Below are 24,955 nucleotides of genomic sequence, written 5' to 3' on the forward strand. Positions count from 1 at the left end.
GTAAATTTAAGCGATCAGATCCATCCGCTGGGCTGCGGGGATCGCAGACTGGACGTGACACTGATCAGGTCCATCTCACCCATACCCTTTATGTCCACCGCGCCCAGATCAGCCACCTGAAATTCGTCGATCAAGGCGAACTTCATTTCTTCCGGAGCCACGATTTTCATCGGATTGGCAAAGACCTGTAGACGTGAGGCCATGTTTACCGCTGGTCCGAAAACGTCATAGACGTATTTCTGAATACCGACGACCGACCCGACCGCCGCACCCGTCCCCAACCCGATCCGGGCCTGCCATTTGTTCGGATGGCTTTCGTTGCGCCTTTCAAGGTATCGCAGGAAACGTACAGCACAATGTGCCACAGCCGTTGCGTGATCAGGCGTGGCATCGGGCATCCCCGATACCGCCAGATAGGCGTCACCGATCGTCTTGATCCGTTCACAACCGAATTGCTCGACGATGCGGTCAAAGGCCGTGAATATGTCGTTCAACTCGCTCAGCGTGATGGTTGGGTCCGTCCGGGCGGCAAAGTCGGTGAAGTTCACGAAATCCAGCATGACCACCGAAACCTGCTCATACAACTGGGGGGTAACGACACCGAATGTCTTGAATTCCTCGTATACCGACCGCGGCATCAGGTTCAGTAACAGCCGCTCCACCCTCTCCTTTTCACGCTCCAGCTCCCGCGTGTTGCGTTCGACCATGGTCGAATAGCTGTCAATCATGCTTTCCAGTTCGCGGATGCGCGTGATGTTCTGGCATTCAACCACCAGAATTTTCTCATCCAGTGAGTTCGCCATTGAAATTGTCGTGGCAAAGATCAGCGTTCGCCGCTTTGGCTTAATATGCAGCTCAGCCGAGTATCGCAGACCCGCATCGCGAACCTTGTCCAACTCTACCGGGTCCAGATCAGGCAATATGTCTTTCAGTGTCTGACCACTTTCAGGCACGCCAAACCACTCTCCAAATGGCTCGTTGTGAAAGACAAAGCTGAAATCTGACGCCCGTACTACTGCAACGCCTACGCCAATGGCCCGCAATAGGTGCTCGTTGATTGCAGAAATGCTCATGCCGCATCTCTGGCGACGATGATCGAGCGTTTTTCCTCGATCGCTGCCATCGCCACCTTCACATCTGCATCTGACATACCGTGACCTGACAGAACCTCTGCGAACAGTTCCGCCATTTCGTCAAAATCGGCATGCGAGATATTCAGATGGCGGTGGACGGCTTCGATCCTCTCGTCACTGAACGAGGCCGGTCCGCCAACCAATGATGACACAAATTTTGTCTGGTGGTCGATCAGGCGCGGCAGGTCGATGTCCGTGAAATACTCGCCGATCTGATCAGAATCCAATGCCATTTCGTAAAATGCCATGACAATCCGGCTTATCGTTTTAAACCCGCCATACTTTTCATAAATCGTCTGGCTCATAACCCACAAACTACCTTTGCATTAGCCAATCATAGTCAAAGGTTAGATCATAATGCCCTGTTTGTTAACTTTTTTGAACAAATCAATGGCAGTGGCTCTGGGGCCGTAAGAATTCTTCGGTATTTTGCGATGTGTTTTCTATCGCAATTTTTAGACGTTCAGGTCCGCAGCGACCGGAACAAACCCACTGAATCCGCCCTGTCTGAGCAAGCTAGCCTCACCACCAGATCGCCAACGCAATTTCCGACCGGCTGCAATCAATTCGCGGCGTGCGCGAAACCAAAGCGGACCTTTATCAAGGCCACTATTGATCGTTTTGTCCTGCGTCCGTTCGCTTGTTTTTACAGACGCCCCGGAAGTCTCTTGCGACTTGGACCAGATCACCTGAACCCCGACAGCTGGAAAACACTGATACATTTTCCATCCGGATCGCGGCATGAGTACAAAATCGTCAAGGTGATCCGAATACCTATCCGACCAAGCAAGCAACTTTCTGCACCCTTCCAGAGACAATGCATAGGCCGCCGCGCTAGGTGCCATTTCAAGCAAAGGCCGAACATTGATACCGTTGATATCGCGCTCAGGACCGAACCGAAGCGCGCGCGGCGAATAGTCAAATTTTACCAGATCATAGTGTTGAGGCGTGGCCAGAACATTCCGGATGCACTCAGCAGAATGCTGCGAAAATTCTACGTCGTCCTCAAACACCGCGATGGCGGGCAGGCCCTGCGCAACTGCCTGCTGCCAGATCTTCTTGTGGCTCTCGAAACACGCGATTTCGCTGGGTGTCAGGCCCCAACGGCTGCCAGTTCCCGGCACGTAGCCGTTGCCCTCCAACGCGCCGGGTAGGCTAGCGTCAGTGGCGCTGACCCTTGTGGCACCTGAAATTCCGACCCTGGCAAACTGCCCCTCCATAAACGTTCTGCGGGCGGGAACGCGATCCAGATTGATATAGAAAACGTCGGTCATCGGCGTTCTTTCTTTTGGATGCTAGAAACCCGCGCCTGCCAGATTACAGACATACTCCCCTGATGTCCGGCCAACATGACAGGCACGCAGCATCCTAGCTTTCTCCGGATACCAGCGCATGTTTGTACTGTTGCTCATACAGGTTCCGGAACTGCCCGGGTCGGTCCAGCAGTTCCTTGGCGGTACCGATCTCAGCAACCGAACCACTGTCAATCACAACGATCTGATCCGCATCCAGAACAGTAGACAAACGGTGCGCGATGATGATCGTCGTCCGGTCTTTGGTCAACCTTCTGAGAGCCTCCTGAACAAGGTGTTCGGATCGGGAATCCAATGCGCTGGTCGGTTCGTCCAGCAGCAAGATCGGGCTGTCCCGCAGAAGGGCCCTTGAAATGGACAGTCGCTGTTTTTGTCCACCGGACAAAAAGGACCCATCCTCACCCACAAGCGTATCAAAGCCTTCCGGCAACGCCATAATAAAATCATAGGCATTGGCGGCTTTTGCCGCTTCGATTACCTCGTCATCGGTCGCGTCGGCCCGCCCAAGACGAATATTGTCAGCAATCGAAGCCGAGAACAAAAACGTGTCCTGTCCGACAAATGACATCTTCTTGCGCAAAGACTCGAACGTTGCGCCCTTGATGCTGCTACCATCAATCAGCACTTCACCCGAATTCGGATCATACAGGCGCAGTGCAAGGTTCAGGATTGTCGATTTGCCCCCGCCCGACGGACCAACCAGCGCCGTAGTCTTACCGGCAGGGAAATCGAGGTCCAAATTCTTCAGGATCAATTCATCGTCCCTATAGCCAAAAGTCACATCCCTGAAGCTGATCACACCCGGGCCTTCGGCCAGAACCTTGGGGTGTTTATCTTCGGCAAGTGTTTCCGGCTGGTCCAGCAGGGTGAACATCATCTGGACACGGCGCAAACCGACCTCCAGCGACACGCGAACGCGCGACAGGCGTTTTGCTGGCTCATAGGCCATCATCAATGCGGTCACGAACGACATCAGTTCACCTGGTGTCGATGCATCCGAGCCGAACAGTTTTGCAGCACTCAGCGCGATGACGGCGGCAACCGCAAACCCGGCCAGAACATCCATCAGTGGGCTGGTCACGGCTTCAAGGCGTGATATCGTGTTCTGCCGCTTTTCAACCTGCTTCACCGCACTGAACATTCGGTTCGCCATGCGTGCTTCCAACGCAAACGCTTTGATCACCCGGATACCTCTGGATGTCTCCTGAATGACCTTCATGATTTCGGCCAGAGATTGCGTTTCTTGGTGAACGAGTTCCCTGACCTTCCGCAACAGGACCCTTACTCCCCATATCGCCAGAGGACCGATGACCAGACAAAACAGCGAAAGAACAGGCTGCTGATAGAACATAACTGCCAACAAGCCGATCAATGTCAGAAAATCCCTGACGACGGTTGTGACCATCAGGTTAACGACCTGTCTTGCGGCCTGAGCCGACATGGTGACCTTCATCAACAGGTCCGAGCTTTCCGTCAGATTAAAGAAGGATACCCCCTGACGAAGAAGCTTGTCGTACAACTTGATCTGTTGCTGCGCCACAATGCGGTTACCTGCACGGCTCAGCGCGACCACCTGCACATAGGTGGACAGGCCCTTGACCAGAAAAATCAGGAAGACAGCCGAGGCTACACCAAAAACCTTGGCCTGGTTGTCCGATTCAAACAACGAGTCGACGACATCCCGCATAATATAGGCGACCGCGGCTGTCGTTGCGGCGACAAAAACCATTGCTATTACGGCAATGGTGTAAAGCACTTTCTGCGACGGCAGGCTTTCACGCATCAGGCGCCACAGAATTGAGCTTTCGATTTGGTCGAGAAATTTTGTTTTCGCGTTAAGCAAAGCCTGTTTCCATACACATCAAGAGTTTCTGGACGCCCTGTCTGACCTAAGGCCCACCCGGAACCCATTCAAGTTAGATACTTTTCAGTTCGGAGCCGGGCAAGGATCATATCGCCTGGCCGCCGTATGGTACGGGGGTTTCAACACAGATCTTTCGTTTTGTACATCTACAAAAACACCACGTTCCGAATTGTACCAACCCGCAAGCGCCCGAACCGGTGCCAGGACTGTCCCTCTGTCATTTCACTGGACGCGTAGATAGTTGCTGAAGGGTAAGATTTCCACTGTTACCGGCTACACTGATCTGTAATTGGTGACATTTGGCCGCTTCAAAACGCTGTGTCACCTTAGGGGGAATGGCGGAGAGACAGGGATTCGAACCCTGGAGACGGTTTCCCGCCTACACACTTTCCAGGCGTGCGCCTTCGACCACTCGGCCACCTCTCCGTGCCGGGGTATTTGAACCATCGCAACAGGATTTGCAAGGCCCGTTTGCGCCGAATTCAGTCATCCAGATGCAAATAAACCCGACGGTTCTGTTTGCCTTTTTTCTCGATCTTTCCCAGACGGATGCGCCCGATTTCTGCCGTGCTGGCAACATGCGTCCCACCGCAGGGTTGCAGATCGACCTGCGCATCGCCCTGCCCGATTCTGACCAGACGTACCCGACCGCTGCCGCGCGGGGGCGACACGGACATGGTTTTGACCAGTCCCGGATTGGCATCCAGTTCCGCATCGGTGATCCATTCTTCGCTCACGCCAAGATCGCGGTCGATCAGTTCCTGCAATTGGGCCTGCAGTGCATCCTTGTCCTGCGGCGCTTCGGGCATGTTGAAATCCAGCCTGCCCTTGACCGGGCTAATGGACCCTCCTGATACTTCCAGCGGGATGACCACCGACAGAAGATGTAGCGCCGTGTGAACGCGCATGTTTCCGAACCGCTGATCCCAATCGAGGCTTTGGCGGACACTCATACCAACGGGCGGCAATTCGCTGCCCTCTGCCGGGACGAGTACTACAGCGCCCTCATCCCCTTTGATCGTGGTTTTGACCTCAAGCGATCCACCGTCCCAGTCCAGACGACCCTGATCGCCGGGCTGGCCGCCGCCCGTGGGATAGAACAGGCATTGATCCAGAATGATACCGCCGTCCGCAGTCAGAGATTGAACAACGCCATCGGCCTGACGCAGATAGGCGTCATCACGAAAAAGCATCTTAGTACTCATCACCGCCTCCGGTATCCATGTCGCCCTCTGTCATTTCGATGGGGGACTTGCTTGCACGGGTTGGTTCGCTTTGCTTTGGAGCAGGATCGTCAACAGGCTTGACCGGTCCCTGCGCCTGAGGGTGTGGGCGCAGCGTTTCGGGGTTGCGCAGCCAGATATCGCGCTGAGCGAATGGAATTTCGATGCCCTCTTCGACAAAGCGGCGATTTATCTCGTGGTTCATGTCGGATTTGACCGAAAGCACCCAGTTTACATCCCGCAGGATCGCCCGGATTTCAAAATCGAGTGAATCCGCTCCGAAACCCTGAAACACAACGCTGGGCGCCGGGTTGGCCAGAACCATAGGATGCGCGTTCGCGATCTCGCCAAGAATGGTTTCGACCTTGCGCGTATCAGTCCCATAGGCGACACCAACCGGCACGATCACCCGCCCCACGGTGTTGCCACGGGTATAGTTCGTAACCACACCGCTGATCAGGTCCGAGTTGGGAACGATGACATCCGAACGGTCGAATGTCTCGATGCGCGTGGAACGGACCGAGATGTCACGGACATAGCCCATCATTCCGTTCACATCGATCCAGTCCCCTTTGGAGATCGGGCGCTCCACCAGCAGGATGATACCCGACACAAAGTTGGACACGATGGTCTGAAGCCCAAAGCCGATCCCGACTGACAGCGCACCGGCGACAATGGCGAGCGAGGACAGATCAAACCCGGCGATAGTGATAGCCACAAGGGCAGCCAGAAAAATCCCGACATAGCCCGTGCCCGATACGATGGCATTCTGCCCACCCGGATCGATGCTGGTCTTTGGCAACAAAGAGTTGCGCAACCCACCCTGCAACAGACGGGTCAGCGAATATCCAATCAAAAATACCGCGATGAACGTCAGGAAATTGGTGGGCGAAATGGTGACGCCGCCAATGTCGAACCCCTGTAGAAGGCGTTTCCATGCCTCGATCAGATCGGTTTCCCGTGCGCCCCAATAAATGGCGAGGACCGGTAAGGACAGGAATGCAAGCGCAAAGCCAACAAGCACGGAAAACAGCGAATCCCGCGCGGCCTCGCCCTGCCCTGTTATCCAGCCGTAAACCGAGCTGATGAAACGCTGCAGGATGAAAAACGCGGCAATCAGCGCCAGAGTTTTGACAGCCGGATAAACGATAGCTTCGGCAGCGTTTGAATACCCGATCATGGCCAGAATTGGCGACGCAATTCCGAGCAATAGCATCAACCGGCGGAAAACCTCGATCATCTGGCTGAAACCGGCAGTGCGCGAAGATGCCTCCTGATCTGCCTCGGTTGCTGTTTTGTCGACCTGACGCACCCGGCGCACGCGCAGCAGCAGCAGAGCCGTTATCACTATGATTGGAAACCCGACCACTGCGCGGGTTGCGTCAGAAATATTCTCGATCTGCTCGAACTGTATGACCATGTCATGCAGAACCAGCATGATCGCGAGCAGATCCATATAAACCCGCAACTCCGAGATCTGACGGGAGCTGAGCCTTTTGAAGTTATAGGCCGCGCCCATCACGAAAATCTGTCGGCCGATCCAGTCAAAGTACAGGATAATTGCCGCCCAGTATGGAACCTGTTGCAATAGCAACGTGCCACGCAAACCCAGCACACCGGTCAGCGACACGGCCGCCGTCAAGGCGACCACGCCCAGCCACGGCAGGATGATGCGAAACAGCGAGATGACAAAGGCCCAGACACCGGTGCCCCGTCCGCCCAGCCGGCGCAGGAAATCGCCGCCCCGTTCGGACCATCTTTTTCCGAATACCAGCAAAACCGTGGCCACCAGAACCAATGCGATAATTGCGGGCGCGCGCTCTTGCATCCGCTCGGCGGCCACGTCGGTTTTAAGGTTCTTGACGGTTTCGTTGACAAGGGCACGAACGGCTTCCTGAACATCTGTCCACGCCCCTCGCCAATACAGCGGGTTTACCGGAGACGGGCCGCGTTCAAGCAAAGTCTTCGTTTGCCGGTCCCGGATAATGCGATCGATCTCATTGATCAGGCCGTTGGCGCGATTATAGGCCTCTTCCGAGATTATGCGGGGTACCCGCAATTGGTTCAGCTGCTCGTCCAGATGTTCACGCAATCGAGCGATGTCAGGCGGGTCTTCCGAGCCGTCCTCGGGCTTGGGTCCCAGCGCCTTGAGCTGACTTTCAAGGGTTTGGATGCGCTCGGTATTTGCTGTACGCGCCTTGTTGAAGATATCGCGGTAATTACTTATTTCAGAACGCAATTTCTCCATCGCGGCATTGGATGCGCGATCGGCGTTCACCACCGCTTCGGCCCGGTCCGCGGTTTTGACCCAGTTCTGATAATATTCAGTTTGCTGTTCTGACAGCTGGGCCGACGCAAGGCCGCCCAGCCCCATCAGAAAGAGCGTCAGGATGGTCAGATACAGGCGGATGGGCCTGAACATCACACGTCCTCGAACACACCCGGAATGCTGCGCGGTGCTTCGGTCATCCAGTCGGGAACGGGAAGATCTTTTTCACGCAGGAAGTTCGGGTTGAACAGCTTGGACTGATAGCGGGTGCCAAAATCACAAAGGATGGTGACGATGGTATGGCCCGGCCCCAGGTCCTTGGCCAGCCGCACTGCACCGGCGATATTGATCGCGGTTGAACCGCCCATGACCAGCCCTTCGTCACGCAGCAGGTCAAAGATGTATGGCAGCGCCTCGTTATCGGTGACCTGATAGGAAAAGTCCGGTGTGAACCCCTCGAGGTTTTTGGTGATGCGTACCTGACCGATGCCTTCGGCGATCGAGCCCCCCTCCATCGCTAGTTCACCGGTTGTGTAATAGGAATAGAGCGCAGCGCCCATCGGGTCGGCCAGGGCGATCTTGACGCCCTTGGGCTGCAATGCCTCGGCAACGCCCGCCAGAGTGCCCCCGGACCCCACCGCGCTAACAAAGCCATCCACTTTGCCATCTGTCTGTTCCCAGATTTCGGGGCCGGTGGTTTCGACATGGGCCTGACGGTTGGCCACATTGTCGAACTGGTTGGCCCAGATCGCACCGTTCGGTTCGGTCTGCGCAAGTTCTTCGGCCAGACGGCGGGAATAGTGAACGAAGTTATTGGGGTTGCGATAGGGTGCTGCCGGCACCTGCACCAGCTGCGCACCAGCCAGGCGCAGCATGTCCTTTTTCTCTTCCGATTGGGTTTCCGGAATCACGATCACGGTTTTGAACCCCATCGATGCCCCGACCAACGCAAGACCTATGCCGGTGTTGCCTGCGGTGCCTTCGACAATGGTTCCGCCGGGCTTCAGGTCGCCGCGCGCCACGGCGTCACGAATGATGTAAAGCGCGGCGCGGTCTTTGACAGACTGGCCCGGGTTCATGAACTCGGCCTTGCCCAGAATTTCACAACCGGTTTCTTCACTGACACGGCGCAGCCGGATCAGAGGTGTTTTGCCAACGGCGTCCGCCAGATCTCGTGCAATGCGCATGGTGCCCTCATGAATTCAATATGCTGGTCAGATGTACAGGCGCCCCGCGACAAGCTCAAGCGGGGATACTGTCAATTCAGCCGAAGGCTGTCACGGTGTCGTGCAAGCCAATTCGCCAGTGAAAGAAGCGGCAGGTCCTTGAAGCGGTCGGCATCCACAAGCGCCATGAATTCGTCAAATGGCAGGATGCGGCTGCGAATATCCTCTCCTTCAGTGGCGAGCCCGCCATTGTCGATGGTTTTATCCAGATCTCCTAGCCCAACAAAGAGATAGACGTATTCGGTGGACGAGCCGCTGGAGGAATAGGCCCTGCCTGCGGGTTTCAGCGCATCCAGTTGCACATGTGCCTCTTCCAGCGCTTCGCGGCAAGCGGCGGCTTCGGGCGATTCTCCGGGGTCGATCATGCCCGCCACGGGTTCCCACATCCACGGTTCGGGGTCGCCGATCATATAGACCGGAGGCCGGAACTGTTCGACCAACAGCACCGAATCCCGTACCGGATCATAGGGCAGAACGACAACGGCGCTGCCTTGCATCAGACCATTTCGGCTCAGGACCTCGCTCATGCTGCCGTCCAGCTTACGGTGTTGCAGCTCCATCTCTTCCATACCGAAATAATCGATATAGGCGCGGGTGTGCCGGTGCACGACCACGTCCTTGCTGACATCGCGCTGACCCGCCTGCCCCCGCTGCCGGGCGGCAACCCGCGCCCAGGCCCGGTTGCGGATCGCCGGGAAACTGCGTGCGATCCGTTTTGCATCCACACGCCCGAAATAGGCCATGACTTCCTCGGCCGCATTCAGAGTGATCTCACCCCACTCATCCACCCATCTGTGCAACGACCAAAGCGGTCCCGACCGCCATAGGCCGGGTTCAGGGAAAAACACCTGCGCCATTGCGGTACTTCCGTCCGGCAATTCCACAAGTTTGGGTTCCAGATCGTAATCGAAGCCGCCTTCGTAAAAGACAAGCCGCTGAATATCATCCTCGCTAAGACCCCGGACAAGCACGCCCTCGGCCTGTTCGCCGGGCTGTTTCATGATCATGGGAAACATCTGACCCTGCACCGCGTGGGCCGCATGATCGTGAAGCACTGCGGGCGACAGGTCGATTTCGGACGCGGGACGCCCCAGCACAAGCTCAAGCAGCGGCACGTAGCGCAACGTTCCGTAGAAAAACAGATCGGACAAATGTTCAGGCTTTCTTTGATCGGGTTCCGCTTACCGCCAGCGGCGCGACGCCACTTCGGTCAGCAGGCCGGACAATAAGGCACCGATCAGCAGGGTCCAGATGATTTGCGGGTAAAGCAGAAATTCGTAGGCATAGTTTATGCCGATCTTGAAAATGGCCAGCACTGCCTCGAACGGGCCGTCATAGCGATGGCGCATGGCAAGGCGGAACATCTCGTAAGTGCCCTGCGAAAACAGGCCCCAGAACACCATGGAGGCCGCACCCGTCAGTCCGTTGTTGATGGCTGGCGTTATCCCGCGACCTGCGCGTTTGCCCATTACCACCCAGCCGCAGATGAACCCGATTGCCATATTGGCTGGTGTGAAATAGCCGAAATCCCTTTCATCGGGCGTGTGGTCGATGATCTGCCCTGACACGAAAAAGGCCAATACCGCCAGACAAACGGCAGCAACGAGGCGGGAAGCTGTAGGCATATTGGGCGTCCGGTTCCTATCTGGGTCTTGCAATAGTGATCTGTGTCACATCGCAATTACCGGTGTCAAAGGCTGCGCCGCACGCCGTCAAATAAAAATTCCACATGCGGCGGAAACGCTCATCAAAGCCCATGTCCGAGATCTGGTCCCACTTTTCGTTGAATGTGTCGTACCAGCGGCGCAGGGTCAGATCATAGCTTTTGCCGAACTCCTTGGACCGGACGAGGTGCAGACCGGCCTGACTGATCTGTTGTCGCAGGACCCGGGGCGCCGGAAGCATGCCGCCCGGAAAGATATATTTCTGAATGAAATCAACGCCGTTCCGGTACACCTCCCACCGTTTGTCGGCGACGGTGATTATCTGAAGGGTCGCCTTTGCATCAGGCTTGAGCCGGTCGCGCACCGTTTCGAAATAAACGGGCCAGTATTTTTGTCCAACCGCCTCGAACATCTCGATCGAGGCGATCCCGTCATATTGCCCCCGCTCGTCGCGATAATCCTGCAGCTTGAACTGTACATGGTCAGATAAACCTGCTTTTTCAATCCTTTGGGAAGCGTAGTTGAACTGTTCCTGACTTATGGTCAGCCCTGTCACCCGCAAACCACGTTCCTTTGCGGCATATTCCGCAAACCCGCCCCAGCCGCAGCCGATTTCCAGAATGTGGTCACCGGGCTTGGCCTCCATCTCATCAACCAGACTGGCGTACTTGGCCGTTTGCGCCTTTTCCAGACTTTCCTGTCCGGTTTCGAAGATTGCGCTGGAGTAGGTCATCGTGTCATCCAGCCAGAGTGAGTAGAAATCGTTCCCCAGATCGTAATGGTAGGAAATATTCCTTTTGGCCTGCGCCCTGTGGTTGCTGTGGAGCCAGAACCTTAGGCGTTCGTAGGCGCGGATCAGAAAGCTCCCTGTGAAATCGTCGTAAACGGCGTCTCCGCTTCGTTGTATCAGATCCATGAAGGCGCGCAGATCCGGAGTGCTCCATTCGCCCTCGAGGTAGGCGTCCGAAAACCCAAGATCGCCCTCGCGGATCAGGCGCGCGAATACATCCGGATCGTGCACGTCAATTCGCGCCACGGGACCGGGTTGCGCGCCTTCGGACCGGAACACCCGACCATCGGGTAATGCGATATCCAACCGGCCGGCCTCCATCTGGCGCAGCATATTCATGACCTGGGCAAAGTATCTTGGAAGATTTTCCTGCCCTTCTGTCGATGTATGAACCATCCGCTCTCCCCTTTGCGGCGTCTCAGTCAAGCTAGGCCGAGATTCCGTTTCTGGCAAGTTTTCAGTTCGTTACCGGAGTTTTTGGGGCCAAAAGCGCCGATTGCGAGCGGCGCGAGCCCGGAGTTTATCACCGGGCAGGACACAAGAGTTTTTCGGCCCCGGACCATCCGGGACTGTCCTATTTTATCTAATCCCATTTGGGCATTCGTCGACCGGAAACAGGGACGCCGGGTCATTACCGGATCGCCCGGGATATGCAGAGCGGTCTATAAAACGCGGTCCAGCGCGTCGAGTAGCTGATCGATTTCCGTCCGTGAGGTGTAGTGCGTGAAGCTGAGGCGCAGAACACCCTTGTCAGGTTCGATCCCCATCGCCTGAAGCGGGCGGACGGCATAGAAATCCCCACCGCCGGCCATGATGCCGTATTTTGCCAGTTCGGCGGCGACTGGTTCAGCCGCGCCATTCAGCGACAGGGCAACAGTCGGGGCACGTTTCGAGGCATCGGACGGCCCGATCAGGCGCACGGCGTTCCGGTCTTTCACGGCATCCAGAAGGGGCTGCAGCAATTCAACTTCGTGGGCACGCATCAGGTCGTGAACGAATTCGCCTTGCGCAGCCTCATCCGAGGACGGCCCGCCATGGTGGTCGCAGAGCAGTTCCACGTAATCCGCCATTCCGGCGCTTGCGGCAATTTGGGCGTGGTCCGGCCCGGCAGGCGTAAAGCGCTTGTACAGCACATCGGCGTTGAAGAAATGCGCCTGGTTCGGAAGCATCTCGCCCAGCGTGCGCCGAATGACCATGCAGCCCTGATGCGGGCCATAGGTCTTGTATGACGAAAACAGATAGATATCCGGCCCTAGGTCACCGACATTCGGAAACCCGTGCGGCGCGTACGAGACGCCATCAACACAGACAAATGCCCCTGCAGCGTGGGCGATGGCAGTGATTTCAGTGACCGGATTGATTTCACCCACCACATTCGAACAGTGCGGGAAACAGACCAGCCGAACCTTTTCGTCCAGCAGGTTTTCCAGATCTTGCGGGTTCAGCGATCCGGTGTCCGGGTCGATATGCCATTCACGAATCTCGATGCCAGCATCGGCCAGCCGCCGCCAGGGCCCCGAGTTCGCTTCGTGATCCTGATTGGTCACCACGATGGCTTCGCCGGGCTGCATCCACTGACGAAAGGCCTGCGCAAGAACATAGGTGTTCTGCGTTGTTGAGGGACCAAAGCTCAGCTCGTCACTCTCGACCCCCAGAATTGCGGCCATGCGATGCCGTGCCTCGTCCATTTCCTGCCCGCCTAGCTGACTTGCGGCATAAGGCGCATAGGGTTGGACCTTGCGCTGAGTGTAGAACCGGTTCAGCCGGTCGATCACTGGCTTGCAGGTATAGGAGCCACCGGCATTTTCAAAAAACGCCTGCCCTTGCAAATCCGGTTCGGAAAACGCCGGGAACTGGGCTCTTACAAAATCGACGTCCAGTGCAGTCATCACTCGATTCTCCTCAACTTATGCCCGCAGCACGGGGGCCGCCTGCCCTTGGTCCGGTCGTATTCGGAACTGCGGCAGAGCTTTCAGCAGAAGTGATGGATCACCGCCGCCTCTTCAAGCCAAATTTTCGCGGCTCAAAGACGCGCCCTATTTCAGCGGCACCAACAGCGCCACCGCAGCGCGGACCAGAATTGAGGCTTTGATCCGCAAAGAAAAAGCCCCGGCAAAGTACCGGGGCTTTAGTTGTCAGATTATCCGACGATCAACGGCGGCGACGCTCGTTCGCAAGGCCGATGAAAATGGATACGCACATCAGAACCAGAACGATCGCAAAGGGAAAGCCCGTGGCGATGGCCGCAGCCTGAAGCGCACCCAGACCGCCACCAAGCAACAGAACGATGGCGATGGCACCTTCCAGAATGCACCAGAACACGCGCTGCGCGGTGGGTGCATCAGTCTTGCCGCCTGCAGTGATGGTGTCGATCACCAACGAGCCCGAGTCGGAACTGGTCACGAAGAACACGACGACCAGAATGATACCAACAAAGGACAGCAGGCCCGTCATCGGGAACGCTTCGAACATCTTGAACATTTTCAGTTCAAGTGCCGCATCGGAAAGCGCCTGACCCGAACCGGACATGACCTGATCCAGCGCCGCGCCGCCAAAGACGCTCATCCACAGCGCGCCGACGACGGTCGGGATCAGGATGACGCAGGTGACGAATTCGCGCACGGTACGACCGCGAGAAATGCGGGCGATGAACATGCCGACGAACGGTGACCAGGAAATCCACCACGCCCAGTAGAACGTGGTCCAGCCCTGCAGAAAGTTGGTGTCTTCGCGCCCGACCCAATTGGCCAAAGTGGGCAGTGCGATGACATATTCGATCATGCTGTCGAAAAAGCCGGTCAGGATGGCCAGTGTCGGACCAACGATCAGAACCAGAAGCAACAGGGCTGCGGCCAGGATCATGTTGGCCTCGGACAGACGTTTGACGCCCTTGTCCAGACCGGCAACAACCGAGACCAACGCAAATGCGGTGATCACCACGATCAGCAACACTTTCATCCCGTCGGTGATCGGCACGTCGAACAGATAGTTCAGACCGGCCAGCGCTTGTGTCGCGCCCAGACCCAGAGAGGTTGCGAGACCAAAGATGGTGGCAAACACCGCCAGCACGTCAATGATGTGCCCCAGAGGGCCCCATGTCGCCTCGCCGAACAGCGGATAAAAGACCGAGCGCATGGTCAGCGGCAATCCACGGTTAAAGCTGAAGAACGCCAGAGCAAGTGCGACCACGGCATAAACCGCCCAAGGGTGCATACCCCAGTGGAAAATGGTGGCCGCCATGGCCAGTTTCTTTGAGGCTTCGGGATCTTCCAGCCCTGCACCCAGCGGCGCCCAGTCGGTGCGCACGCCATCCTCGCCCGTTGCGACGCCGCCCAGGGACGCGCCGTAATGTGAAATAGGTTCGGCGACCCCCCAGAACACCAGACCAATTCCCATCCCGGCAGCAAACAGCATCGAGAACCAGCCCGCATAGCTGTAATCGGGTTTTGCGTCGTCACCACCAAGACGGATCGAACCGTATGGGGTTACGATTAGCAGCAGCGAAAACACGACAAAGATGTTCGCGGCAATCATGAAAACCCAGTCGAAGTTGCTGGTTAAAGCGGGCCGCAGCCAACCGAAGAATTCGCTCGCCTGCTCGCGGAACACGAGCGAGAAGAACACGAAGGCTACGATTGTCAGTCCCGATACCGCAAAAACCGGATTGTGGACATCCAGACCTAATATCTGGACATTGTCCTGACCGACTTCATAGTCGGTTTCTGTACTTTCAGACATTGTCTCTTCCTCTCCAATGAACATTCATCTTCTCAAGGAATGCAATTTTTCGGGGCTCTCCCGGCAAGACAGGATGATAGCGGAAAACGACATTTTGCACAAAAACGTCATAAGGTTCCGACCCGGACCCACATGGAAAGTTCGAGAAGGACACTGCGAGCTGAAGCCTCGGACGATTCAGGTGAATCAAACCAAAAAAGGCCGGGCTAATTGCCCGGCCTTTTCCCGAATTACGGATTTTCGAGTTTACCCCTGAACCTTGGTATAGGTGCCCTCACCGGCCAGAATGCCCCGGAACCCGCCGGGTTCGTCCAGCCCAAAAACGATCAAAGGCAGATTGTTGTCACGCGCCAGCGCAATGGCCGAGGCGTCCATGACCTTGAGCCTTTTGGCAAGAACATCGTCATAAGACACCGTATCATAGCGCACTGCGTCATCGTTGGTTTTGGGATCTTTGTCGTAAATACCGTCAACGCCGTTCTTGCCCATAAAGATCGCCTCGCACGCCATTTCGTTGGCGCGCAGGGTCGCGGCGGTGTCGGTTGTGAAATACGGGTTTCCGGTCCCGGCTGCAAAGATGCAGACCCGTTTCTTTTCAAGGTGACGGACAGCGCGGCGACGGATGTAGGGCTCGCAGACCTCATCCATGCGGATGGCCGAGATGACGCGGGTGAACACGCCGACCTCTTCCAGCGCCGATTGCATCCCCAGTGCATTCATGACCGTTGCCAGCATGCCCATATAGTCCGCGGTTGTCCTTTCCATCCCCTGTGCCGAACCGCTGAGGCCGCGAAAGATGTTGCCGCCGCCGATCACCATGCAGATCTCGACGCCCAGATCGTGCACCGACTTCACCTCTTTCGCGATCCGCTGGACGGTTGGGGGGTGAAGCCCGAATCCCTGATCCCCCATCAACGCTTCACCCGAAATCTTGAGCATGACGCGGCTGTACTTGGGTTTGGGGATTTCCGTGTTTTCGATGGTCGAGGAAAGGCTCATGTTGCGCTCCGGGCTGGCACGGGGTTAATTTCCGGCGCAAAATGAAGCAAAAGCCCCGTGGGTTCAATGCGGATGGTTGGGAATAAGGCAATCACATATGGCTGAGAACTCTGCGACGCGGCTTTTGGATCGGCTTCCGGCGATTGCGGATGGGAAACCGGTGCTGATTGCCGGCCCGACCGCATCCGGGAAATCCGCGCTGGCGCTGGAAATAGCCGAGCGGTTTGGCGGGGTTATCGTAAATGCTGACGCAAGTCAGGTCTATGATTGCTGGCGGGTCATCACCGCCCGCCCCTCGGTGAACGAGGAAGCGCGTGCGCCACATCTGTTATATGGGCACGTTCCGTTCGATCAGACCTATTCCACCGGTCACTGGCTGCGCGAGGTTGTGCCGCTGCTATCCGGTGATCGGCGGCCGATCATCGTTGGTGGGACGGGGCTGTATTTCACGGCGCTGACCGAAGGGATGGCCGACATTCCGGCGACCCCGCCCGAGGTTCGGGCCGAGGCCGATTCGATGACACATGCCGATTTGCTTGCCGGAATTGACCCGATTACCGCGCAGGGCATCGACACGCTAAACCGTGTTCGCGTTCAGCGCGCCTGGGAAGTTCAGCGCGCAACGGGGCGGTCGATTGCCGAATGGCAGGCCGATACTCCCCCGCCCACATTGCGGCTGGCGGATGCCGTGCCTCTGGTATTCGACGTGCAAAAGGACTGGCTGCTGGGTCGCATAACGCGCCGCTTCGATCAGATGCTTGAACAGGGCGCACTGGACGAAGTCGCGGCCATGCGGGACCTGTACGATCCGTCATTGCCGTCCTGCAAGGCAATTGGCGTACCTGAACTGGTGGCTCATCTGGACGGCACTCTGACGTTGGATGAGGCCCGGGAAAAGGCAACAATTGCGACACGACAGTTCGCAAAACGACAACGCACGTGGTTTCGTGCACGCATGAAATCTTGGTACCCGGTTGATTCCGTGGGGTAATTTTTCCCGCCTTCCCGGCCGGAAAAGCCGCTAGCCCCTGAAAAATGAAAAAGAATTCATCCTGTTAGCGGGTGCTCGGACCAGATTCGCCGAGATGGTGCAAATCTTTATATTAATCAGAGACTTTCCCAGTTTGAGATGATTGAAAATCAGGATCACATTCAACGCTAATGTCGTTTTTGTGCAATCTATGCCGATTCCGAACATTGACGTTGTCCGATTTCTGTTGCCGAATACCGTTCATGGGGATGCCAACGTTCCAAAAACGGAATCTCACAACTGGGCGGGAAATGTCTGCCCGGTTTGTGCTTTGAAACCCTCCTCCAAACAAAAAGCGTGTCACAGGGAGACATACATGACAGATCAAACAACCACCGGAGCACCGATTCACTGGGCCGCCGAGATGCACGCCCAGGAATATCGGGACGGTAAGCTAAGCCGCCGCGAGTTTCTGGCCCGCACCACCGGCCTTGGCGTAACCGCAGCCGCAGCCTATGGCCTGATCGGTCTGCCGACACCGGCTATGGCTGCTGGCGAGGACGCCAAGAAAGAAGGCGGAACCCTGCGTGTGCAGGCCGCTGTTCGCGCGCTGAAAGACCCGCGCACATATGACTGGTCGGAAATGGGCAACCAGAGCCGCGGCACACTGGAATATCTGGTCGAGTACAACTCGGACGGTACATTCCGCGGAATGCTGCTGGAAGGCTGGGAAATCAACGAAGACGCGACCCAGTACACCCTGAAACTGCGTCAGGGCGTCAAGTGGAACAACGGCGATGATTTCACAGCCGATGACGTGGCCCGCAATATCACCCGCTGGTGTGACAAGAGCTCGGAAACCAACTCGATGGCAGGCCGTTTCGCCACATTGGTGGATGACGGCACCGGTCAGGCCATTGAAGGCGGCATTGTTGTCGTAGATCCGCACACAGTGCAGCTGAACCTGCCGAAATCCGATATTTCGCTGATTGCAGGTATGTCCGACTATCCTTCGGCTATCGTTCACAGCTCGTTCAGCGAGACCGATCTGACGAACAACGTCGGCACCGGCCCCTACCTGATCGAAGAGTTGGAAGTTGGTGTGAAATGCACCTTGGTTCGCAACGAAAACCACGCCTGGTGGGGCGAGGCCGTATTCGGTCGTCCGGCGCTGGATCGTGTCGAGTATATCGACTACGGAACCGATCCGTCGGCCTGGCTGGCTGCGCTGGAATCGGACGAAGTCGACATGCTGCACGAGTCAGTCGGTGAATTCATCGATGTGATGGACGGGCTTGGCTACGTGAAGTCCGAAGTTATCACCATGGCGACCATTGTGATCCGCCCGAACCAGTTGGCCGAAATTGATGGCAAGCAACCCTATGCGGACAAGCGCGTTCGCAAGGCGCTGCAAATGGCTGTAAACAACGAGGTCTGCCTGGAACTGGGCTATGGTAACCGCGGATCGGCTGCTGAAAACCACCACGTTGGTCCTGTGCATCCCGAGTATCCGGAACTGCCCAAACAGGAATCCGATCCGGCAGGCGCAATGAAATTGCTGGAAGAGGCCGGCATGGCCGATTTCGAGCATGAGCTGCTTTCGATTGACGACGACTGGCGCCGCAACACCACCGATGCGGTTGCAGCACAGCTGCGCGACGCGGGTATCAAGGTCAAGCGGACGGTTCTGCCCGGCAGCACCTTCTGGAACGACTGGGTCAAGTATCCCTATAGCTCGACCAACTGGAACCACCGCCCGCTGGGTGTTCAGATCTGGGCGCTGGCATATAAGTCGGGCGAGGCGTGGAACGAATTCGGCTGGGCAAACGCCGATTTCGACGCAATCCTCGACGAAGCACTTGCGATTGCAGACGCCGACAAACGTCGTGCCGTGGCCGCCAAGGGCGCTGCGCTTATCCAGGAAGAAGGTGTCACGATCCAGCCGTACTGGCGCGCCCTGTACCGTCACATGAAAGACGGACTTGTTGGTACGGATCAGCACATCTCGTTCGAACACCACCAGTACAAGTGGGGTTGGGCGGCTTAAGTTAACCGCCGAAAAAAATCGGGGGGCGCCTGACCGGGGCGCCCCTTTCCAGCCGCAGACACACCGACACGGGGTCGGAAGTCCGAGGCCAGATAATGGTCCTATGATCTGCGGAACACCTGAACAACGGGGCCTTCATGGGACTTTTTATCCTCCGTCGGTCAGGCGTGATGCTGCTAACAGCTTTATGTCTGACATTCGTGGTCTTCTTTTTGACCAACCTCTATCCAAACCTTGAAAAGCTTGCAAAAACGCAAGGCAACCAGCGGATGTCGGATGAGCAGGTGCAAACCTGGCTTGAAAATCGCGGCTATCAACAATCGACGCTGGTCAAATACGGGCAATGGCTTGGTGTCATGCCTGGATTTACCAACACGCTGGCTGACGGCCAATTCGTGGGCACCTGTGTCCGCCCCGGCTCAACCGCTGAGACGACCCCAAGATTCTGCGGTGTCCTGCAGGGTGAATGGGGATACTCGACCGTGTTCAAGGATGACGTGGGAACGATCGTCTCGAAACGGCTTGGAAACACCGGCTATCTGATGTTCTGGGTACTGGTTCTGATGATCCCTTCGGCGCTGATCGTCGGGGTACTGGCCGGGATGCGCGAAGGTTCGGCGCTGGATCGGTCCTTGTCTACATTCTCGATCATCACAACGGCGACGCCGGAATACGTGTCGGGCGTTATCTTTATCGCCATTTTCACGTCGTCCACGGTGGGCCTGAAATGGTTCAAGGGCACGGCGACACAGGCAATGGACAACCCGACGTTCGAGAACTTTTTCCTGCCGGTGCTGACCATTGCACTTTACGGTATGGGGTACATTGCCCGAATGACCCGCGCCTCGATGACCGAGGTAATGACGGCGCAATATATCCGGACCGCGCGCCTCAAGGGCGTCTCGTTCTCGAACATTGTCATGAAACACGCGCTGCGTAATGCGCTGATCGCGCCCTTTACCGTCATCATGCTGCAGTTCCCATGGCTGCTGAACGGCGTGGTGATCGTCGAGACCCTGTTTAACTACAAGGGCTTTGGCTGGGCGCTGGTACAGGCGGCGGGCAACAACGACATCCAGCTGTTGCTGGCGATTTCGGTCGTGTCTGTCTTTGTTGTTCTGGTGACGCAGCTGATATCGGATATCGGCTATGTCTACCTCAACCCGCGCATTCGCATTTCGTAAGGGAGATAGAACATGGAACCTCTAAGCTGGACCGGCTCTATCGCCTTTCTGAATCCGATCCTGGTGATCGCGCTGGTGCTTTTGGCAATTTCCATCGTGATCTGGATCTTGGCCAGTATCTTTCAGGCCGAAGCGCCCGTATCAGTGAATGCGGACGGAACCCTGAGCTCGGGCGGCGGTCTGCGCGGCCTGTCGCAGATGGCGCTGCGCTATTCGTTCATGGCAAGCGTGGGTGCCGCGCTTGCCTATCTGGTGCTGGGTATCTTTCTGGGAACCAATGCGGGTATCGTCGGCGCAATCTCGCAGCAGTTCCTGCCCGTCTGGGTGTCGATGATCATCTTGTTTGCGATGTCCATCGCTTTCAAGCGTCGTCTTGGCCTATATGGCAAGCTGTTTGACAGCCCAATAGGAATGATCGGTTTCGGACTGGTCATGTTCTGGGTTTTCACCGGCATCTTCGGTGCACTGGACCTGATCGTCACGCATGATCCGCTGGATCAGGTTTCGGGTATGAAGAACAAGGTGCCGGGCACTCCGCTACCCAATCTGGAGGAAGGCGAGTTCGCCTGGTACCTTCTGGGTGGAGACAATCTGGCCCGGGATGTGTTCAGCCGCATGGTCAAAGGCGCTTGGATTGTGGTGCAGATTGCACCGCTGGCCACGCTGTTTGCATTCATGGTCGGGATCACGCTGGGACTGCCAGCAGGTTACTATGGCGGCCGGCTGGACACGTTCCTGTCCTTCCTCGCCAACCTGATCCTTGCCTTCCCGGTTATCCTGCTGTTCTACCTGCTGGTTACGCCGGAAATCGTGGCGACGGGTGTGCCGAACTATATGGCGGCCGTGTTGTTCGTGTTCCCGATCCTGTTCATCGGTGTTCTGCTGAATTCGCGCTACTACACGCGACCAAAGTTCCGCACACCTTTGCTGATCGGAGTCCTGGGTATTGCGATCTGGCTGTATCTGTCGCTGATCTCGACCGGTGGATACATCATCAACACAGATGCCTACCGGATCTGGGGTCTGCCGACATACCTTGACCTCTTCGATGTTCCGGGTGGCATTCTGGTCGTGTTCGTTTCTGTGGTCTTCGTGAACTCACCCACGGTGTTCCGTATCGTCCGTGGTCTGGCGCTGGACATCAAGACACGAGACTATGTGGCAGCCGCACAGACGCGGGGTGAAGGGCCATGGTACATTATGCTATGGGAGATCCTGCCCAACGCGCGTGGCCCGCTGATCGTCGATTTCTGTCTGCGCATCGGTTATACCACCATCCTTTTGGGGACATTGGGTTTCTTCGGACTGGGATTGCCGCCGGAAAGCCCGGACTGGGGTTCGACGATTAACGAGGGCCGCAAGCTCTTGTCGATTTATCTGCACCCTGCCCTGCCCCCTGCGTTGGCCCTGTTGTCGCTGGTTCTTGGTTTGAACCTGCTGGCGGATGGTCTGCGCGAGGAAAGCCTGAAGGACTGATGTGATCGAGGCCGGGGGCGCTGCCCCCGGACCCCCGGAGTATTTGAGGCCAGATGAAGATGGATCTTTTTTCTGAGCCGACAGGGAGAACAACATGAACAAACTGGCGGATTATGACGGCCCGATCCTTGAGATCGACAAGCTGTCAATTTCATTCTTTACCCGCCTGCGGGAAATCCCGGCTGTGATGGATTTCTCGGTCAGCGTCCAGCCCGGCGAGGCCGTAGGTCTTGTGGGCGAGTCAGGTTGCGGCAAGTCGACCGTGGCGCTGGGTGTGATGCAGGATCTTGGCAAGAACGGGCGTATTGTCGGCGGTTCGATCAAGTTCAAAGGTCGCGATCTGAGCGAAATGAGTGCCGAAGAGTTGCGCGACGTTCGCGGCAACGAGATCGCCATGATCTATCAGGAGCCGATGGCATCACTGAATCCGGCAATGAAAATCGGCAAGCAGCTGATGGAAGTGCCGATGATCCACGAGGGTGTCGGCAAGGAAGAAGCCTATGCCCGCGCGTTGGAGGTGGTGACGGACGTGCGCCTGCCCGATCCCGAGCGGATGCTGAACAGCTTTCCGCATCAGTTGTCTGGGGGACAGCAGCAACGGATCGTGATCGCCATGGCGCTGATGTCAAAGCCTGCGCTGCTGATCCTTGATGAACCGACGACGGCGCTGGACGTGACCGTCGAGGCCGCCGTTGTGGAACTTGTCAGGGATCTGGGCAAGAAATACGGCACCTCGATGCTGTTCATCAGCCACAACCTTGGTCTGGTTCTCGAAACCTGCGACCGGCTGTGCGTGATGTATTCCGGTGAGGCGGTCGAGCGTGGTTCGATCCACGATGTATTCGACGAAATGCAGCACCCCTATACGCAGGCGCTGTTCCGGTCGATCCCGCTGCCGGGCGCCGACAAGAACTCGCGCCCGCTGGTGGCGATACCGGGCAACTTCCCCCTGCCCCATGAACGCCCACCGGGATGTAACTTTGGCCCGCGCTGCGATTACTTTGAAGAAGGTCGCTGCGACGCCCAGGATATCCTGATGAGTGCCGTGCCCGGCAATGACCGCCATCACACGCGTTGCCTGAAGTTTCAGGAGATCGACTGGAACGCGCCGATTACGGTTGGTGAGCAGAAAGAAAAAGCCGCGATTGGCCAGACCGTCCTCAAGATGGACAACCTCAAGAAATACTATGAGGTGGCCGCAAATGCCCTGTTCGGAGGTGGCGCGACCAAGGTGGTCAAGGCAAACGAGACCCTGAGTTTCGAAGCCCACGAATCTGAAACGCTGGCCATTGTGGGTGAATCCGGTTGCGGAAAATCCACATTCGCCAAGGTTCTGATGGGGCTTGAGACGGCAACTGACGGACAGATTCTGCTGGATAACCGCAACATCGAACAGGTGCCCATCGAAGAACGTGACGCCAAGACTGTTGGCGAAGTGCAGATGGTGTTCCAGAACCCGTTCGACACGCTGAACCCGTCCATGACCGTGGGGCGGCAAATCATCCGGGCGCTGGAAATCTTTGGCGTCGGCAATTCCGAGGCAGACCGCAAGAAGCGGATGCTGGAACTGCTGGATCTGGTGAAACTGCCCCGCGCGTTTGCAGACCGGATGCCGCGCCAGTTGTCAGGCGGCCAGAAACAGCGTGTCGGTATCGCACGCGCCTTTGCGGGGGATGCCCGGATCGTGGTTGCTGACGAGCCCGTCTCGGCACTGGATGTGTCGGTGCAGGCGGCTGTGACGGATCTGCTGATGGAAATTCAGCGCGAGCAGAAAACCACGTTGCTGTTCATCAGCCATGACCTGTCGATTGTGCGGTACCTGAGTGACCGGGTCATGGTGATGTATCTGGGACATGTGGTGGAACTGGGATCGACCGATCAGGTATTCTCGCCGCCATATCACCCGTATACCGAGGCGCTGTTGTCCGCTGTTCCCATCGCGGACACATCGGTCGAAAAGCAGCATATCGTTCTGGAGGGGGATATTCCGTCGGCCATGAACCCGCCGCCGGGTTGTCCGTTCCAGACGCGGTGCCGCTGGAAATCCGAAGTGCCCGGGGGCTTGTGTGAAAAGGATGTGCCACCGGTACAGACTTTGGCAGATGGTCATCAGGTCAAGTGCCATCTGGCCGAAGATGTCCTTGCCCGCATGGAGCCGGTCATCAAGATCGCGGCCGAATAGGTACAATCAATATCTGAAAGGGCCGGCCTTGCGCCGGCCTTTTTCGTCAAGACAATCTCAGCAGAACGACGGTGCGCGTGTGATCGTCCGAAATAGCGAGCGGATAGCAGCGATCAACTGCCCCAGATTTTTTTGACGTAATTCTGTGTCTCGGCATAAGGCGGTATGCCGCCGTGCTTTTCCACCGCTTTCGGACCGGCGTTATAGGCGGCCAGCGCCAGACGCCAGGATTTGAACTTGCGATATTGCCAGGACAGGTAGCGCGCGCCGCCTTCCAGATTCTGGCGTGGATCGTGCGGGTCCACCCCCAGCAGATTGGCCGTCTGTGGCATGAGCTGCGCCAGACCCAATGCACCCTTGTGCGATTTTGCATGTGGGTTCCAGCCGGATTCCTGATGCACCAGTCGCAGGAAAAGTTCTTCGGGGACGCTGTGTTTGCGCGCGGCCTCGCGGGCCATCTGCAGATATTGCCCCCGGTACTTTCCGGAATATCGTTTGCTGAATCCGGTTTGCGCCGTCTTTGGTTTCAGTCGGTCGGAATCCCGGTACTGTGTCGCACCGCGGGAATCCAGGAATTTCGCCTGTTTCTGAAAGATGTCTTTGCGGTTCTTCGTCGAGAACATGTCGGCCTGCGCCGGAAGTGACGCCAGCACCAAGCACACAACAGAAAAACTGCCAACCAAAAAGCGCATCAATAGACCCTGCTCGTTCAGTCCTCGCGCGATTATATGAATTACGAACCGAAAGGAAAGTCCGGTTGCGCGGGTGCCGGAATTTCGGGCGGGACTGTGCCCCTATCAACTCTGTTTTAACCATGACGCAGGCCGTATAGGGTCACGGAGAACGGATCGTGAGATTCGCGACAGATCGAGATGAA

At 56.9% G+C, this 24,955-nt stretch carries 19 protein-coding genes and 1 tRNA gene; 5 read left to right on the top strand and 15 right to left on the bottom strand.

The features are described 5' to 3' along the window. Window positions 1–14: 14 nt before the first annotated feature. The 14 genes from ACR0NA_RS04580 to pyrH all read right to left on the bottom strand — a co-directional run bounded on the left by ACR0NA_RS04580 (window position 15) and on the right by pyrH (window position 16,219). Window positions 15–1,073, bottom strand: a complete 1,059-nt coding sequence (locus ACR0NA_RS04580; RefSeq protein ID WP_480726475.1) for an adenylate/guanylate cyclase domain-containing protein — start codon at window positions 1,071–1,073, stop codon at window positions 15–17. Continuing rightward, the gene (locus ACR0NA_RS04585) at window positions 1,070–1,438 is read right to left on the bottom strand and encodes a group I truncated hemoglobin (RefSeq protein WP_170650205.1); all 369 of its coding nucleotides are present in this window, start codon (window positions 1,436–1,438) and stop codon (window positions 1,070–1,072) included. The genes ACR0NA_RS04580 and ACR0NA_RS04585 overlap by 4 nt, the downstream gene beginning before the upstream one ends. Window positions 1,439–1,588: 150 nt before the next feature. Then, complete coding sequence (locus ACR0NA_RS04590; protein ID WP_480726477.1) at window positions 1,589–2,407, bottom strand: glycosyltransferase family 25 protein; 819 nt, start codon at window positions 2,405–2,407, stop codon at window positions 1,589–1,591. 94 nt (window positions 2,408–2,501) lie between these two features. After that, window positions 2,502–4,229: an ABC transporter ATP-binding protein gene (locus tag ACR0NA_RS04595; protein WP_170650207.1), complete on the bottom strand. Its 1,728-nt coding sequence runs from the start codon at window positions 4,227–4,229 to the stop codon at window positions 2,502–2,504. A gap of 417 nt (window positions 4,230–4,646) precedes the next feature. Continuing rightward, window positions 4,647–4,736 (bottom strand) — tRNA-Ser (locus ACR0NA_RS04600). Between the two features lie 56 nt (window positions 4,737–4,792). Then, entirely contained in the window at window positions 4,793–5,515 is a 723-nt protein-coding gene (locus tag ACR0NA_RS04605) for an alanyl-tRNA editing protein (protein ID WP_480726479.1), read from the bottom strand. Next, window positions 5,505–7,955, bottom strand: coding sequence for a DUF3772 domain-containing protein (locus tag ACR0NA_RS04610; protein ID WP_480726481.1), 2,451 nt, complete (start codon window positions 7,953–7,955; stop codon window positions 5,505–5,507). The genes ACR0NA_RS04605 and ACR0NA_RS04610 overlap by 11 nt, the downstream gene beginning before the upstream one ends. Then, window positions 7,955–8,989 (bottom strand): cysteine synthase A, encoded by a 1,035-nt coding sequence (locus ACR0NA_RS04615; RefSeq protein ID WP_480726483.1) that lies wholly within the window; start codon window positions 8,987–8,989, stop codon window positions 7,955–7,957. Before ACR0NA_RS04615 ends, ACR0NA_RS04610 begins: the two co-directional genes overlap by 1 nt. A 71-nt stretch (window positions 8,990–9,060) precedes the next feature. Beyond that, window positions 9,061–10,179, bottom strand: a complete 1,119-nt coding sequence (locus tag ACR0NA_RS04620) for an NUDIX domain-containing protein (RefSeq protein ID WP_480726485.1) — start codon at window positions 10,177–10,179, stop codon at window positions 9,061–9,063. 30 nt (window positions 10,180–10,209) lie between these two features. Beyond that, window positions 10,210–10,653, bottom strand: coding sequence for a TrgA family protein (locus tag ACR0NA_RS04625; RefSeq protein ID WP_480726487.1), 444 nt, complete (start codon window positions 10,651–10,653; stop codon window positions 10,210–10,212). A gap of 16 nt (window positions 10,654–10,669) precedes the next feature. Then, window positions 10,670–11,878, bottom strand: a complete 1,209-nt coding sequence (locus ACR0NA_RS04630; protein ID WP_480726489.1) for a class I SAM-dependent methyltransferase — start codon at window positions 11,876–11,878, stop codon at window positions 10,670–10,672. A gap of 266 nt (window positions 11,879–12,144) precedes the next feature. Continuing rightward, the gene (locus ACR0NA_RS04635; RefSeq protein ID WP_480726492.1) at window positions 12,145–13,371 is read right to left on the bottom strand and encodes an aminotransferase class V-fold PLP-dependent enzyme; all 1,227 of its coding nucleotides are present in this window, start codon (window positions 13,369–13,371) and stop codon (window positions 12,145–12,147) included. A gap of 262 nt (window positions 13,372–13,633) precedes the next feature. Next, complete coding sequence (locus ACR0NA_RS04640; protein WP_480726494.1) at window positions 13,634–15,220, bottom strand: BCCT family transporter; 1,587 nt, start codon at window positions 15,218–15,220, stop codon at window positions 13,634–13,636. 246 nt (window positions 15,221–15,466) lie between these two features. Continuing rightward, window positions 15,467–16,219, bottom strand: a complete 753-nt coding sequence (pyrH, locus tag ACR0NA_RS04645) for a UMP kinase (RefSeq protein WP_170650221.1) — start codon at window positions 16,217–16,219, stop codon at window positions 15,467–15,469. 97 nt (window positions 16,220–16,316) lie between these two features. Between pyrH and miaA the strand changes: the two genes are divergently transcribed. From miaA to ACR0NA_RS04670, 5 genes are all read left to right on the top strand, one after another. Then, window positions 16,317–17,210, top strand: coding sequence for a tRNA (adenosine(37)-N6)-dimethylallyltransferase MiaA (gene miaA / locus ACR0NA_RS04650; protein WP_480726496.1), 894 nt, complete (start codon window positions 16,317–16,319; stop codon window positions 17,208–17,210). A gap of 355 nt (window positions 17,211–17,565) precedes the next feature. Further along, window positions 17,566–19,236, top strand: coding sequence for an ABC transporter substrate-binding protein (locus ACR0NA_RS04655; protein WP_480449274.1), 1,671 nt, complete (start codon window positions 17,566–17,568; stop codon window positions 19,234–19,236). A 137-nt stretch (window positions 19,237–19,373) separates the two neighbouring features. Next, window positions 19,374–20,420, top strand: coding sequence for an ABC transporter permease (locus ACR0NA_RS04660; RefSeq protein WP_480449272.1), 1,047 nt, complete (start codon window positions 19,374–19,376; stop codon window positions 20,418–20,420). 12 nt (window positions 20,421–20,432) lie between these two features. After that, window positions 20,433–21,896: an ABC transporter permease gene (locus ACR0NA_RS04665; protein ID WP_480726499.1), complete on the top strand. Its 1,464-nt coding sequence runs from the start codon at window positions 20,433–20,435 to the stop codon at window positions 21,894–21,896. Window positions 21,897–21,990: 94 nt separating this feature from the next. Further along, window positions 21,991–24,078 carry a dipeptide ABC transporter ATP-binding protein gene (locus ACR0NA_RS04670; RefSeq protein ID WP_480726500.1) on the top strand — a complete coding sequence of 696 codons (2,088 nt, stop codon included), beginning with the start codon at window positions 21,991–21,993 and terminating at the stop codon, window positions 24,076–24,078. Window positions 24,079–24,191: 113 nt separating this feature from the next. On the opposite strand, the gene ACR0NA_RS04675 is transcribed toward ACR0NA_RS04670, so the two are convergent. Beyond that, entirely contained in the window at window positions 24,192–24,770 is a 579-nt protein-coding gene (locus tag ACR0NA_RS04675) for a lytic transglycosylase domain-containing protein (RefSeq protein ID WP_480726504.1), read from the bottom strand. Window positions 24,771–24,955 lie beyond the last annotated feature (185 nt).

It is taken from the genome of Ruegeria sp. C11, assembly GCF_056537725.1.